Origin of the sequence: Exiguobacterium sp. s129 (genome assembly GCF_018617585.1) — a bacterium.
Lineage (GTDB): Bacteria > Bacillota > Bacilli > Exiguobacteriales > Exiguobacteriaceae > Exiguobacterium > Exiguobacterium aestuarii_A.
Genome location: NZ_JACSKL010000001.1, coordinates 203,535 through 217,262, shown reverse-complemented (window position 1 = coordinate 217,262; position 13,728 = coordinate 203,535). Strand labels below are relative to the sequence as shown.

The window sequence follows — 13,728 nt, the reverse complement described above, 5'->3', positions numbered from 1 at the left end:
AAAGGATGATTTAAGTGAATGAAGCGATTGCACGAATTGGGCAAGAACGGATGATAGCCTCGATCAAGAGTCCGAAACAAATCGAAGCGTTTTTACAGACGGATGTGACGACGACGTTCCTCATGATGGGGACGCTCAGCACGCTCGACCGCTATGTGGCGCATTTGAAGCGAGAGAACCGAACGGTCTTCCTCCACGCCGAGCGGATCAATGGGATCAGCCTCGACCGGGATGGCATCGACTATCTCGCCAAACGTGTCGGCGCCGACGGGATTGTCACGACGAAAGCATCGGTGCTTCAGCACGCGAAACGGGCAGGGCTGTTGACGGTCCAGCGACTGTTTCTTGTCGATTCGGACGCGGTCACGAGCGGACTCAAACTCGCCGAAGCGCAGCAACCGGACGCGATCGAACTCATGCCTGGTCTGATTCCGAGTGTCGTCGAGAAGATTTCCCAGGAAGTCTCTTTCCCGATTGTGACGGGTGGGATGATTCGTCAACCGATCGATGTGCATCGCGCCCTCGACCATGGGGCATTCGCGGTTTCGACCGGGGACGAACGACTTTGGCAGGTTCAAAGTCAGAAGGAGGAATTAGTATGAAATCAATTCAACTACAACAACTGACCAAATCATTCGGGGAGACGGAAGTCATTCGGGGTATCGACGTGACAATCGAAGCAGGAGAATTCTTCGCACTCGTCGGACCGTCCGGATGTGGCAAGAGCACGATGCTTCGCATGATCGCTGGACTCGAATCCATCACGAGCGGGACGCTCCGCATCGACGGAGTGGCAGCAAACGGGATGAAGCCGAGCGAGCGTCACTTGTCGATGGTCTTCCAAAACTATGCCCTTTATCCACATATGACGGTCGAGAAAAATATCACGTTCGGTCTACATACGAAAGGACTGACGAAACTAGAACAGCGTGAGCGTTGCCTACAGGCGGCCGAGACGCTCGGGCTCACCGATTATTTGAAACGGAAGCCGCGCGAACTCTCTGGTGGTCAGAGACAACGGGTCGCGTTGGCGCGAGCCATCGTGACGGAGGCACCGATTTGCCTGATGGATGAGCCGCTCTCGAACTTGGACGCAAAACTGCGGGCAAAAATGCGTTCGGAGATTCGCCAGTTGCAGCGAAAGCTCGGACTGACGATGATCTATGTCACCCACGACCAAGTCGAGGCGATGACGATGGCGGACCGGATCATGCTTCTTAATGAAGGAGAAGTGCAACAAGTCGGGAAGCCGCTCGACCTATACAACAAACCAGCCAACACGTTCGTCGCCTCGTTCATCGGGTCGCCACCGATGAACCTGGTCGAGGTCAACCGACAAGAAAAAGGGTGGATGGCAGCAGACGGACGCCTATTCCATCCGAACGCATTGACAGAAGTGTCAGAAGCGACGCTCGGCGTACGTCCAGAACAGATCAAACCTGCCGGCGAAGACGTGACGTTTTATGCAGAGCTGAAAAACATCGAAGTACTCGGGACCGAGACGATTCTCGCGTTCGATGTCGGTGGCAATGAATGGCTGGCGAAATGGCCAGGGCAATGGCCGCTCACTGTCGGAGAAAAAGTGGCGTGTTACGTGGAACCGAAACAGATGTCGCTCTTTGACGCGGATGGGCAACGCATCGAGCCACGACAGCCGAAGCTGTTTGAGGCGTTGGAGGTGTTCCAATGACGGTCGCTTTACCGAGAGAGAAGGTCCGCACGAGACTGTCGGACGCGGCGAGCGGGCTGTTGTACTTGTCTCCGTCCATCATCTTGTTTGGTGTCTTTCTCGTCTATCCGCTCCTCCGGACGATGTACTTGAGTTTCTTTCGGACGGACACACAAGGGACGCCACTCGAATTTGTCGGCGTCGGTCATTACAGCAATTTGTTCACGAGTGCGGCGTTTTGGCAAAGTATTCAGGCGACGGTCGGATTCGTCCTCTTGACGGTCCCGCTGACGATTCTGATTGCACTCGGTCTCGCGCTCCTCGCCAATGAGAAGTTGAAAGGCATCGGCATCTTTCGCACGGCCTTCTCGGCGACGATGGGGATGAGTGTCGCCGCCTCATCGGTCATCTGGATGTTCATGTATAACCCGTCAATCGGGATCTTCAACCGGTTCCTCGAAGCGATCGGTGCCAGCGGCGTACAGTGGCTTCTTGACCCGCAATATGCACTGTTGTCTGTTTCACTCGCGACCGTCTGGATGAACATCGGCTTCACGTTTTTGATTCTCCTCGGTGGTCTGCAAAACATCGACCGGACGCTATACGAGAGTGCGGATATCGCGGGGACGAGCTATTGGACACAGTTACGCGCGATCACGATCCCGATGTTGTCGCCGACGCTCTTTTTCGTCGGCATCATCTCGCTCATCAACGCTTTCCAGACGTTCGGACAGATTGATTTGTTGACGAAAGGCGGACCGACGAATGCGACGAATGTCATCGTCTATGCCATTTATAAAGACGCGTTCATCAACTACAACGTCGGGAGTGCCAGTGCACAAGCCGTGTTCTTATTTATCGCCGTCCTTTTGTTGACATGGCTCCAATTCAAATTGGTCGAAAGGAAGGTGCATTACCAATGAGACTACGGAATGTAGGCGTATATGTCTTACTCGTTTTGAGCGCCGTCGTCATGCTGTTCCCAATCGCTTATGCGTTCTCGATCAGTCTGATGGACGGGAAGGAAGTGCTCCAGGGACATCTGCTCCCACGCGACCCGTCATTTGAGAACTATATCGCCGCGTTCGAACGAATCCCGATGCTGACTTACTTAGTGAACAGTCTGATTGTCGCGCTTCTCGTGATGGTCGGACAGGTCGTCTTGTCGAGTCTCGCGGCATTCGCATTCGTCTTCATCGACTTTAAAGGAAAAGGGCTCATTTTCATGCTTTTCCTCGCGACGATGATGGTCCCATGGGAAGCGACGATGGTGCCGAACTTTTTGACAATCCAGTCACTTGGCTGGCTCAACACCGTCTGGGGGCTATCGGTGCCGTTCTTTGCACTCGCTTTTGGGACGTTTTTACTCCGGCAACAGTTCAAGACGATTCCATATGAGATGTATGAGGCGTCTCAAATCGCTGGGATCAGCCGGTTCCGCTTCTTCTGGAACGTCGTCTTGCCCGTCTCGAAGACACCGCTCGTCACGTTGTCGGTATATAGCTTTTTGACGACTTGGAACATGTACTTATGGCCGCTCCTCGTCACGAACACGGAACAGGCGCGGACGGTTCAAATCGGAATCAAACAGATGCAGTCGAACGAGGTCGCCTCGGATTGGGGTGTCGTCATGGCGGCGGTCGTCTTAATTATCATTCCGACACTTTTATTGTTATTCGCAGGACAAAAACATCTACAAGAAGGATTGACGCAAGGCGCAATCAAATAATAGGGGGACATGACAAAATGAAAAAGTTTGGATTATTCGCAGGGTTGGCAAGTTCAGTGCTATTACTCGGGGCATGTGGCAGTGAAGAAGCGGCACCTGTCGCGGCGACGACAGAAGACAGGAAGACAGAAGTCGTCTTTTGGCACGCCATGAGCGGGGACTTGGAAACAGCGCTCAATACGCAGGTCGATGCATTCAACGCGTCGCAAGACGACTATGAAGTGAAACCGATCTTCCAAGGAACGTACGAAGAGGCGCTGACGAAGTTCAATGCCGTCGCCGGTTCGGAAGACGCGCCGGCCATCATGCAGACGTTCGAGGTCGGGACGAAATACATGATCGACTCGAATAAGATCACACCGGTACAAGAGTTCATCGACAAAGAGGACTTTGACACAAGCGTGTGGGAAGAGAACATCTTGAGCTATTACCAAGTGGACGGTAAGCAATACTCGATGCCGTTCAACTCTTCGACACCTGTCCTCATCTACAATAAAGATGCATTTAAAGAAGCAGGGCTCGACCCGGAGAAGGCGCCGCGCACGTATGACGAGTTGAAAGCAGCAGCGAAGAAGTTGACGACGGACGACCAGACCGGCTTCACGATGCTCAACTATGGCTGGTTCTTTGAACAGCTTGTCGCCGCGCAAGGTGGACTTTACGTCGATAACGATAACGGGCGCAGTGGAGATCCGACGAAGGCCGTGTTCGATGGCGAAGAAGGACAGAATGCGTTCAACTTGATCAAAGAGATGTACGACGAGAAGACGTTCCTAAACGTCGGTCAAAACTGGGATGATATGCGTGCGTCGTTCCAATCGGGTAAAGTCGCCATGTATCTCGACTCGTCAGCCGGTATCCGTACCGTTGCGGACAGCGCAGACTTTGAAATCGGTGCCTCATACTTGCCAGTGCCGAACGAAGCAGACCGTCAAGGCGTCGTCATCGGTGGCGCATCACTCTGGATGGGTGACGGCATCGCCGAAGAAACGAAAGAAGGCGCTTGGGAGTTCATGAAGTATGTGTCTTCAACGGAAGCACAAGCGCAGTGGCATGTCGACACAGGTTACTTCGCGATTAATCCTGACGCATACAACGAACCGGTCGTCGAAGAGATGTGGGTGAAATATCCACAGCTCAAAGTGACGGTCGACCAGCTCAGCGAAACGAAGCCATCACCAGCGACACAAGGTGCGCTCATCTCGACGTTCCCTCAATCGCGTCAGAGCGTCGTCAATGCGATGGAAAGCTTGTATCAAGGCGTGTCGGTCGAAGACGCATTGAAGCGTGCGGCCGAAGAGACGACTTCCACCTTGGGGCAGTGAGATGTTGATTTACGCACATCGCGGGTATAGCGCTAATTACCCGGAAAATACGTTGTCGGCGTTCGAAGCGGCCCTCCCATATGTGGACGGGATCGAGCTCGACGTGCAACTGTCAAAAGACGGTCGACTTGTCGTCATCCATGACGAGACAGTCGATCGGACGACAGATGGAACCGGGTGGGTAAAAGACATGACACTCCAGGAGCTACGTCAATTGAAGATTGACGGGTACGAACGCATCCCGACACTAGAAGAAGTGCTCGGCTTGATCGAACGGAGTGACGTCACGTTGAACGTTGAATTGAAGACGGACCAATACGCGTATCCAGGCATCGAACGACTCGCCTGGCTCGCCGTTGACGAGTTTCACATGACTGGGCGCGTCGTCTTCTCCTCGTTCAATCGGGAGACGCTCGTCCGAATGCGGGATGTGGCACCGCACGCACGCCTTGCCGTGTTGACGCTCACGGGAGAGTCGGACACCGTCTCGTTCGCTGAAACGATTCGAGCCGAGGCAATCCACGCACAGACCGAGTTTATCGGCTCAAAAGCGTGGGAAGAGATGCGACGGACACCGCTCGAGACCCGTCTTTACACCATCAACGACGTGAAAGATTTGCCTTTGATGCCGGTGGCAGCCATCATGACGGATGAAGTCGAACGGTTCGCAAAATAAGCAGACAAAAACCCCGCTCCTTTTGAAGGAGCGGGGTTCGTTCATGTCATGATCGGTTCTGGTGACGCATATGTTGAGACGACGACTTGGTTGCGTCCTTCACTTTTTGCTTGATAGAGTGCCGAATCCGCGAGGTCGACCATCCGTTTGATAGGAAGGGCGGTACCGTGGGCGACCCCGACAGACGTCGTGATTTGAATCGGTGGGAAATCGTTCAAGTAGAACGTTTCAGTGGCAACGCGTTCCCGAATCCGGTTGGCCACTTTATCCACTTTCTCTGGTGTCAAATCGTACATCAAGATGACAAACTCTTCGCCGCCGATTCGGGCGACGGTGTCGTGTGCGCGTGTCTCTACTTTTAGAATGTCGGCGAACTGTTGCAAGACGAGGTCACCGTTTCCGTGACCGTATGTATCGTTCACATGCTTGAAGTGATCGATATCGAGCGCAAGGACGTTGTACGTGCGATCGTCCTCACCGAGCGAGGCGGTGTAGCGGTCCCAGACGCGACGGTTGAACAGTCCCGTCAAGTGGTCCCGTTCGGAAGATTGTTTATATTCGAGTGCGCGTCGAGTCGTCTTCTCTAAGTCGATGGTAAGTGTACTCGAGAGGAGACCGACGAGCATGCCGACCATCCAAATGGTCAAGACGAGGGATACGTATGCCGCGTTCCAACCCATATTGATATAAACGGCGAGCGAAATAATGAATAGCGCCCACACGTTTAGAAAGATGCTTTGTAAAAAGAGTCGCTCACGAAGCAAACGATGAATCCAGAGCATCCCGATACTGACGATGAACGTCGCGATAAAGGCGATGAAAGCTTGTTCTGTCATCCCGAACAAGAAACGCGTGCTCGCAATGACGAGTGTCGCAATAAACAAGGGTGCCCGAGCACCGTAAAACGCGAGTAGGACGAGCGGTAAGTGACGTAAATCCACACGTACCGTATCGTTGGCCTCGACGGCGTTGTACATCAAAAAAAGACCGAGCGCACCGGCCAATAGACCGATGATAAAGCTACGGAAAAATTGTGAATGGAAGAGCGTAGAATGATAAATCTTCGAGATGATATAAAACCCGGTAAACGCAACACAGGCGTTCAATAACAAGACGGTGAGCGTCATTCCTTCACGACCTTTTCGATAGACTATACGTTAACCGTAGCAGTCTCCAAAATAATGTCAATTATAAAATGCTTCGTAATATGCAAAAAAAAGCAAATCCGAATTGATTTCGGACCTGCTTCATTCTCCTGACTCAAAGGAATGGTACATGATATTTGAAATGTTGCCAGTAAGGTGATGTTGTAATGTGTGATTGACTGGATAGATACGACTAGAAAAGACATACTCACCATCATTTACAAAAATTTCGATAGAAGAAGAATCGATGAATAGACGAACTCGTTCACAGTTAGCCTGAATTCTTCGTTCTGTTTTGTTTCGAACGAGTTGGATGTAGCCTTTAGCGACGGAAAGTGTAGCGGTACCTTGGAAGCAACTGAATTGAAATGCGCCTTGCACGTCAAACTCAAGCTCAAACGCTTTTCCTGAGAAAAAAGATGATTCGAGAGGGAAGGAACATTGACGTAACCATTTCATTTCTTCAATCGGAGTCATCCAGAGTCGATTATTCCTTATGCTTAATTCACGTGGTATGGTCATCTGGTTCGTCCAGCCTTCTCGTTGCTCCGGCCAATCTTGTTCCCACATCGCGTTCCAAGCAATCAAAATTCGTCTACCTTGATCATCGAGAAAGGTTTGGGCAGCGTAAAAGTCATGACCATAATCTAACTCGGAGAACGAACCATGTGTGAACTGTGTCGTAGTTACATCGAACTTACCTATGAAATAACCGCATTGATGTAGGTTGTGATAACGATCTCCTGTTGGTTCCATTCCTTGTGGAGAGAGTAACAATACATCATGACCATTCAGAGTAAAAAGATCGGGACATTCCCACATCCATCCATGCTCCCCAGTTCCCTCTGCCATGATGCCTTGTTCTCTCCAGTGAAGGGCATCATCTGATTCGTAGAGCACAACTTTTCCATTCAGTTCATCACGTGTACCAAGAATCATATAGAATTTATCGTTGTCAGCCCACACTTTGGGATCCCGAACATGGGCATTTCCATGTTCGGGAATTTCCGATATGAGCGGATTGTGTACACTTTTTTGAAACGATAATCCATCTATTGATGTGGCAAGACATTGAACTTGACGCAACGTTTCACGCTTTTCATCTAACCACGTGTTGCCTGTGTAATACAAATGAAGCATATTGCCTTTGATTAACGCACTACCTGAAAAAATACCGTCTCGATCGTAATCATCTCCTGGACGTAGAGCAATCGGCTTATGTTCCCAACGGATTAAATCTGTTGAGGTGGCATGCCCCCAATGCATATCATCCCAATTTACGCCAAACGGATGATACTGATAAAACAGATGGTAGACACCGTTGAACTGGCAAAGACCATTAGGATCGTTCATCCAACCAAAAGGTGGCGCGAAATGGTAGATAGGACGATACGTCATACGGATAACACTTCACTTGTAAATGTGTCCGTAATAGTCTGTTTTTCGCCATAAATTTCGACAGTGAGTGGCTCAGTTGAAGGTGCACGACGTGTAAGCACAACTTTGTCATGTGATGCATAAATGTCGAGTGTTTCACCTTTCCAATTGATTGAGAAAGTGAGTTCATCCCAAGCTTCCGGCAACATTGGAGAAATTCGTAAGTTTCCACTGGTCATACGTACACCGCCAAAACCGTTTACGACAGCTTGCCAAATTCCACCAAGTGAAGCCGCATGAATACCTGCATCAGACGTTTTCATGTTTGGTCCCAGATCGATTTCAGAGGCCCGACGGAATAAACTGTAGGCAAGTTCGCGGTTACCGAGATCAGATGCAAGGACACTATGAGTTGAGAGAGAGAGCGATGAGTCGTGTAATGTCTTCGGTTCATAGTATTCCCAGTTTGCTCGTTTGACATCTGCTGAGAATAAATCTTCAAGCAAATACATCAAAATCATCACGTCTGCTTGTTTTGATACTTGAATCTCGTTGACTTGTTCTAGATTATAGTCATAGAACATGGAGCCAACGTTTTCTTGATTTTTGTATTTGCTCAAATCGATGATTTGTTTTTGCAAATACGTATCATCTTGTGGCAAGACTCCGTCTTCGCGCACTCGAGGCAAGTAAATCAAGTCAAGAACATGGCGGAATCGTGTTTCGGCCGTTTCCAAATCAAGCTTTTCGTTCAATTGTTGGAACAGGTTCGGTTTTTCAATACGTAACAATTCTACATACTCAATCGCTTTTTGAATGTTCCAGTGAGCTGTATAATTCGTGAATGCGTTATTGTTGACGTGTTCTTTATATTCATCTGGTCCGACGACTTGATTGATTTCATAACGGTCGTATGTTTCATTCCACTCAAGGCGACTCGCCCAGAATTTTGCGGTGTCAATTAAAAGCTCATATCCGTAATTGTCCATAAATTCTTGGTCACCCGTGACATGGTAATATTGCCAAGCTGCAAAAGCGACATCCGAGGTAATGTGTTGCTCGATAAAACCAGACCAAATTTTTGTTGCCTCACCTGTGACAATGTCTGCAGCACCCCAGATTGGTGTAACTTCACCGTCATCAAGCCATGCTGATTCCCACGGGAACATTGCGCCATCGTATCCATTCTCTTTCGCTTTCCGATGTGCCCCGGGTAGCGAGAGATAACGATACTCGAGCAAGCTGCGAGCGATTGTTGGATTCGTATACGTGTAGTAGGGCAGGATAAAGATTTCCGTATCCCAGAATGTATGTCCTTTATACCCTTCGCCGGACAAACCTTTTGCTCCAATGTTCATCCGATTATCATGCTTCGGTGTCATGACTGCAAGATGGTATTGAGCAAATCGGATTGCTAGCTGGTCGAACATATCTTTTGATTTTATAGTGATTGGCGTTCGTGACCAAACAAGCTCATCCCATGCTTGAACGTGTCTGTCGAGCAAGTAATCATACCCTTCCGATTCGATTTTACGTGTGATATCCAACGCAAGATCTGCGAGTTCTTCTGTCGAATCGACTGTCACTTCGTGATCACGAGAAGTGAAGACGGTCGAGTATTTTTCAATCGTAAATACTTCATTCGCTGGAATCTCAATATCCGAATAGTCAAAGAAAATTTGACGGCGATCCATTTTGATAATGGATGTCGGATTCATTGATTCACGTCGGTAAAAACGATGGACGCTATGGAAGACAAAATCGATGCCAGATTCAGTCGTCGTTTGGATCTGTTGCATAAAACGTCCGTTATAAAGTCGTTTGTTCCCTTCTAAGAAGTGCTGGACACCACTGTTTGTCGTTTGTCCATTAATACCTGAAGTAAGTGAGAGAACACTGTTTTGTTTCGGCGTTATGGTCACTCGTTGAGCAATTACGTGCAGGTTATCCATTGAGACGAAGCGTCGAAAAGTAAGGTCGTAAACATTTCCATTCGGACTTTGCCATGTGATGTTACGTACGAGTTCAGCTTCTTTCAAATTAAGCGTACGGCGATAAGAAAGGATATTTCCCTGTGTCAAATCAAAACGTACACCGTCTAATTTGAACTCCATCCATAAAAGGTCTGCTGCATTCGGAAGTTCGGTCACTTCATTCTCAGCGAACTTATTGAATGTCCCGGCCACGAACAAGTTGCGTGTTTCATTCGCATAATGTTCTTCTGTGACAGAACGTAACCCCATGTATCCATTTCCGAGAGAAAATACCGATTCACCTTTCCCGAGCCATTCCGGGCGAAACCCGTCTTCAGATACGAGCCAATGCTGTAAATCTTCTCTGCCAGTCGTATAGTTCATCAATGTATTCATCACCATATAACCTCCTGTATGATAAAGCGCTTTCTTGATTCGTCACCATTCTATCCGAAACGTTTCGGATATTCAATAGCGATTTTACTATATTTTCTTTCAATTGTTTGAAGAACGTGATTAAATGGTGGCAGAAACGTTTTAGAAAAGAGGACTAACATGGAACAAATGATTGCTAGTTTAGGCTTTCAATTCGAGAAAGTGAAAACGTGGAGATCACAATCGATTTGGAAATCAATTTTTTATGTAGCGATTGCTGTCCTATTCGCCAATGCACTCGTATATGGAGTGAAATGGATGGGACAACCTGAGGTGGTTGAGGAAAACTTGCCTTCATTTCAGATAACGGAGGATGGTCTTCGGTATGAGCAGTCTTTTACGTTTGATGTTCCTGTTCTCGATTTGTCTGTAATGGTGGGAGAGGAACAGAAAACGGATGCACGCCAAACGCTAGTCCTTATGGAATCTGGTTGGGCATTCAAGCGAAGCGGAGTCGAGACAGATTTGGAAAGTTATCAGACGTTGCTTGATTTTGTGGGACGGTCAGACGTGGCAGAACGTGATTTAGACGTTTTATTAAAAGAATTGAACTGGTTCTATCCCATTTACGTGTACGGGGCTACTATGTTTGATTTGGTTTTGCATTTTCTGTTAATTTCCCTTCTGGCTCTAGCAGGTCTCGGGTTTCGACGCTTTGTACCGATTCGTTATAAAGAGGCATGGACCATTACAGCTTATGGCATCACAGCACCTTTGATTGTGCGTTCAGTTATTGAATTATTGCCAATCAATGTGTCTATGCTCTCTGTTTTATATTGGGCGACTGTCGGTATCTTTGCATTTATGACGATACGAAAAATCGGCGATGACTAATCATCGCCGATTTTTTGTGACCGATTCTCGCAGGATTAACTGATTATTGACGAAAGCTTCATGGGGCACATCCTGACCTTCTACAATATTGACAATCATCGATGCGGCTTTTCGCCCCATTTCATAAGGTTGTTGTCCAACAGTGGTTAACGGTGGGGATACGTACTGAGACAATAAGATATTGTCAAATCCGATGATTGATAGATCTTCTGGAACGTTTAAGCCGAGTTCTCTCGTTGCCTGGAGAACGCCAAGTGCCATGACATCGGATGCACAGAAAAACGCTGTCACTTCAGGGTGATTCAACAAAAAAGGAAGTGCTGCATCTTTTGAGGCGAGTTCTTCAAAATCTCCGTTTAACACATATTCTTCTTGGAAGTCGATTTCGTGATCGTGTAGCACTTGTCGATAGGCATCATATCGTACAGTCGAAACATAGGCGTGTGGTGCGCCGTTCATAAATGCAATATGTCGGTGTCCGAGTCGGATGAGATAACGAACGGCTTGTTTAGCGCTCTCGAGCTGATTTGAGGTCACATAACCTGTATTGATCCCTTCGACAGGAATGTCGACCAGTACGCAAGGTACTGTGCTTTCGATTGCCTCGAGTAAGTAGGGGTCGTCTCGTTTTAGTCCTTGAATAACAACCCCGTCTAGTTGACGTTCTGCGCACATTTGACTGTACGTTTTATTTTTTTGCTTTGAGGTCGTAGTCGATAAAAGAACGAACTCGTAATCAAGGTCAGACAATTCATCTGATACACCGCATAAAGTCTCGAACATAAAGTTATCTTTAATACTCTCGCGTTTTAAATCAGTGACGAGAAAGCCGATTGTCTTGGATTGCTTTTTGACCAAACTGCGTGCCAAAATGTTCGGGCTATAACCAAGTTCTTTAGCGACATTTAAAATCTTGTCCCGTGTCTCTTTGTTTACATCATCGTAGCCGTTTAAGGCTCGAGATACAGTAGTGATGGAAAAACCGGATGCTTTAGAAACGTCTTTTAATGTGGCCATCATACAATACTCCTTTATGAAAACGTTGTGAGTAAATTAAGTAAAATTTATAGGTACATCTAGTTTAGTCTGTATATGAATATCTTGTAAACCTTGAATTGAAAGCATTTTTTAAGGGTTTTAAAAAAGTTCTTGATTTCCGAAACGTTTCGGGTATAAAATCTAGTTGTGAGTTGAAAGCGGTTACTTTAATTTGGTCGACATTACACTTAAGGAGGAAATGATTGATGAATAAAAAAGTATCTAAGCCATTATCGATTGTTATGCTATCAGGACTTGTCTTTACTGCAGCTTGTGGTGGTGAAGAGGAGGCGCAAGTCGCTTCAGATTCATCTGAACTTGAAGGTAAAGAAATCACGGTAGGGACATGGAAAGGAACAGATGCTGAAGTAAAAGCATTCGATGAATTGTTAGCAGCTTTCACTGAAGAGACTGGAATCAAAGTTAAAAAGAAAGTCTACAATGATTATCAAACACAGCTCCAAACTGACCTCGTCGGCGGAACGGCACCAGATGTGTTTTATGTAGATGCTTTTTTAGCACCTGAACTTTCTAAACAAGGTGTACTCGAACCACTTGATCAATATATCGAACAAGCAGAAAAAGATTTAGGCGACTTTTATGAACCAGCCATTAATGCTTTTAAATCTGACGATCAATTATTCGGTCTTCCAAAAGATTATTCCACTCTCGGACTTTACTACAACAAAAAGTTGATTGAAGATGCTGGTTTCACAGCAGATGATATCCCGACAGAGATGGGGCAGCTTCCTGAATTTTTAGGAGAGTTACAAGAAAAGCTCCCATCTGGTGTGACACCAGCAATTACCACATCTGAACTCGCGCGTCATATGTTCGTCCTACAATCAGGTGGAACGGATATCGTTGATGAAAATGGAATGGCGGTATTGTCACAACAGGATCAAATTGAAGCATTGCAACCACTTGTGGATGCCTATCAAGATAAACTTGTTCAACGACCTGCTGATTTAGGGCAAGGATGGGCAGGCGATTCATTTGGAGCTGAAAAAGCGGCAATCATGATTGAAGGTAACTGGGCAATCTCGCATATCGAACAAAACTTCCCGAACGTTGAAATGGGGACGAAAGAAGTTCCTACAATTGACGGCAACAGTGGTTCGATGATGTTCACAGTCTCTTATTCGCTCAATAGCGATTCGGAAGAAAAAGCGGCAGGTTGGGAATTTATCAATTACGCGACTTCGAAAGACGGGATGAAGATTTGGTCTGAAGGAGCTGGTGTTCTCCCGTCGCTCAAATCAATCGCCGAAGAACTTAATCTTCAAGATGATGAATTGAAAGCACCGTTCGTTGCGGCTGGAGCTTATGCGACACCTTGGCAAAAAGGCGATTCTCTTTCAATTATTGCTCGTGAATACAACAACTTGTTACCTGCTGCTTTGAAAGGTGATATGACACTCGAAGAAGCGATGAAAAAAGCAGAAGAAACTGCGAATAAAGATATCGAGACGCAATTGAAATAAAGAAACAATTGGGCTCGCGTAATCGCGCGGGCCTCGTTTTGTT

At 47.4% G+C, this 13,728-nt stretch carries 12 protein-coding genes; 8 read left to right on the top strand and 4 right to left on the bottom strand.

The window, feature by feature from the left end:
• Window positions 1-14 precede the first annotated feature (14 nt).
• From KNO92_RS00970 to KNO92_RS00945, 6 genes are read left to right on the top strand one after another with little or no spacing between them, the layout of a single operon-like run.
• The gene (locus KNO92_RS00970) at window positions 15-602 is read left to right on the top strand and encodes a glycerol-3-phosphate responsive antiterminator (protein WP_214694469.1); all 588 of its coding nucleotides are present in this window, start codon (window positions 15-17) and stop codon (window positions 600-602) included.
• Window positions 599-1,690 carry an ABC transporter ATP-binding protein gene (locus KNO92_RS00965; protein ID WP_214759764.1) on the top strand — a complete coding sequence of 364 codons (1,092 nt, stop codon included), beginning with the start codon at window positions 599-601 and terminating at the stop codon, window positions 1,688-1,690. The genes KNO92_RS00970 and KNO92_RS00965 overlap by 4 nt, the downstream gene beginning before the upstream one ends.
• A complete protein-coding gene (locus KNO92_RS00960; protein ID WP_214759763.1) occupies window positions 1,687-2,592 on the top strand; it encodes a carbohydrate ABC transporter permease in 906 nt (301 codons plus the stop codon). Before KNO92_RS00965 ends, KNO92_RS00960 begins: the two co-directional genes overlap by 4 nt.
• Window positions 2,589-3,398, top strand: a complete 810-nt coding sequence (locus KNO92_RS00955) for a carbohydrate ABC transporter permease (RefSeq protein ID WP_214759762.1) — start codon at window positions 2,589-2,591, stop codon at window positions 3,396-3,398. The genes KNO92_RS00960 and KNO92_RS00955 overlap by 4 nt, the downstream gene beginning before the upstream one ends.
• Window positions 3,399-3,415: 17 nt before the next feature.
• Window positions 3,416-4,723 carry an ABC transporter substrate-binding protein gene (locus KNO92_RS00950; protein ID WP_214759761.1) on the top strand — a complete coding sequence of 436 codons (1,308 nt, stop codon included), beginning with the start codon at window positions 3,416-3,418 and terminating at the stop codon, window positions 4,721-4,723.
• Between the two features lies 1 nt (window position 4,724).
• Window positions 4,725-5,399 carry a glycerophosphodiester phosphodiesterase gene (locus KNO92_RS00945; protein WP_214759760.1) on the top strand — a complete coding sequence of 225 codons (675 nt, stop codon included), beginning with the start codon at window positions 4,725-4,727 and terminating at the stop codon, window positions 5,397-5,399.
• 41 nt (window positions 5,400-5,440) lie between these two features.
• On the opposite strand, the gene KNO92_RS00940 is transcribed toward KNO92_RS00945, so the two are convergent.
• The 3 genes from KNO92_RS00940 to KNO92_RS00930 all read right to left on the bottom strand — a co-directional run bounded on the left by KNO92_RS00940 (window position 5,441) and on the right by KNO92_RS00930 (window position 10,296).
• The gene (locus tag KNO92_RS00940) at window positions 5,441-6,526 is read right to left on the bottom strand and encodes a GGDEF domain-containing protein (RefSeq protein ID WP_214759758.1); all 1,086 of its coding nucleotides are present in this window, start codon (window positions 6,524-6,526) and stop codon (window positions 5,441-5,443) included.
• Window positions 6,527-6,646: 120 nt separating this feature from the next.
• On the bottom strand, window positions 6,647-7,942 hold the full coding sequence (locus KNO92_RS00935; protein WP_214694447.1) for a glycoside hydrolase family 32 protein: 1,296 nt from the start codon (window positions 7,940-7,942) through the stop codon (window positions 6,647-6,649).
• Entirely contained in the window at window positions 7,939-10,296 is a 2,358-nt protein-coding gene (locus KNO92_RS00930; RefSeq protein WP_214759757.1) for a glycoside hydrolase family 65 protein, read from the bottom strand. The genes KNO92_RS00935 and KNO92_RS00930 overlap by 4 nt, the downstream gene beginning before the upstream one ends.
• Before the next feature lie 153 nt (window positions 10,297-10,449).
• Here KNO92_RS00930 and KNO92_RS00925 point away from each other — a divergent pair, with 153 nt between their 5' ends.
• The gene (locus KNO92_RS00925) at window positions 10,450-11,163 is read left to right on the top strand and encodes a DUF1189 domain-containing protein (protein ID WP_214694443.1); all 714 of its coding nucleotides are present in this window, start codon (window positions 10,450-10,452) and stop codon (window positions 11,161-11,163) included.
• Here KNO92_RS00925 and KNO92_RS00920 read toward each other — a convergent pair whose 3' ends face one another.
• Window positions 11,164-12,180, bottom strand: coding sequence for a LacI family DNA-binding transcriptional regulator (locus tag KNO92_RS00920; protein WP_214694436.1), 1,017 nt, complete (start codon window positions 12,178-12,180; stop codon window positions 11,164-11,166).
• A gap of 227 nt (window positions 12,181-12,407) precedes the next feature.
• On the opposite strand from KNO92_RS00920, the gene KNO92_RS00915 reads away from it, so the two are divergent.
• Complete coding sequence (locus tag KNO92_RS00915) at window positions 12,408-13,685, top strand: ABC transporter substrate-binding protein (RefSeq protein WP_214759754.1); 1,278 nt, start codon at window positions 12,408-12,410, stop codon at window positions 13,683-13,685.
• Window positions 13,686-13,728: the final 43 nt, after the last annotated feature.

Excerpts from the sequence above, each read along its gene's own strand:
- KNO92_RS00925 (WP_214694443.1), top strand. The coding sequence starts at position 10,450 with ATGGAACAAATGATTGCTAGTTTAGGCTTTCAATTCGAGAAAGTGAAA.
- KNO92_RS00960 (WP_214759763.1), top strand. The coding sequence starts at position 1,687 with ATGACGGTCGCTTTACCGAGAGAGAAGGTCCGCACGAGACTGTCGGAC.
- KNO92_RS00950 (WP_214759761.1), top strand. The coding sequence starts at position 3,416 with ATGAAAAAGTTTGGATTATTCGCAGGGTTGGCAAGTTCAGTGCTATTA.
- KNO92_RS00930 (WP_214759757.1), bottom strand. The coding sequence starts at position 10,296 with ATGGTGATGAATACATTGATGAACTATACGACTGGCAGAGAAGATTTA.
- KNO92_RS00935 (WP_214694447.1), bottom strand. The coding sequence starts at position 7,942 with ATGACGTATCGTCCTATCTACCATTTCGCGCCACCTTTTGGTTGGATG.
- KNO92_RS00940 (WP_214759758.1), bottom strand. The coding sequence starts at position 6,526 with ATGACGCTCACCGTCTTGTTATTGAACGCCTGTGTTGCGTTTACCGGG.
- KNO92_RS00920 (WP_214694436.1), bottom strand. The coding sequence starts at position 12,180 with ATGGCCACATTAAAAGACGTTTCTAAAGCATCCGGTTTTTCCATCACT.
- KNO92_RS00955 (WP_214759762.1), top strand. The coding sequence starts at position 2,589 with ATGAGACTACGGAATGTAGGCGTATATGTCTTACTCGTTTTGAGCGCC.
- KNO92_RS00965 (WP_214759764.1), top strand. The coding sequence starts at position 599 with ATGAAATCAATTCAACTACAACAACTGACCAAATCATTCGGGGAGACG.
- KNO92_RS00915 (WP_214759754.1), top strand. The coding sequence starts at position 12,408 with ATGAATAAAAAAGTATCTAAGCCATTATCGATTGTTATGCTATCAGGA.
- KNO92_RS00945 (WP_214759760.1), top strand. The coding sequence starts at position 4,725 with ATGTTGATTTACGCACATCGCGGGTATAGCGCTAATTACCCGGAAAAT.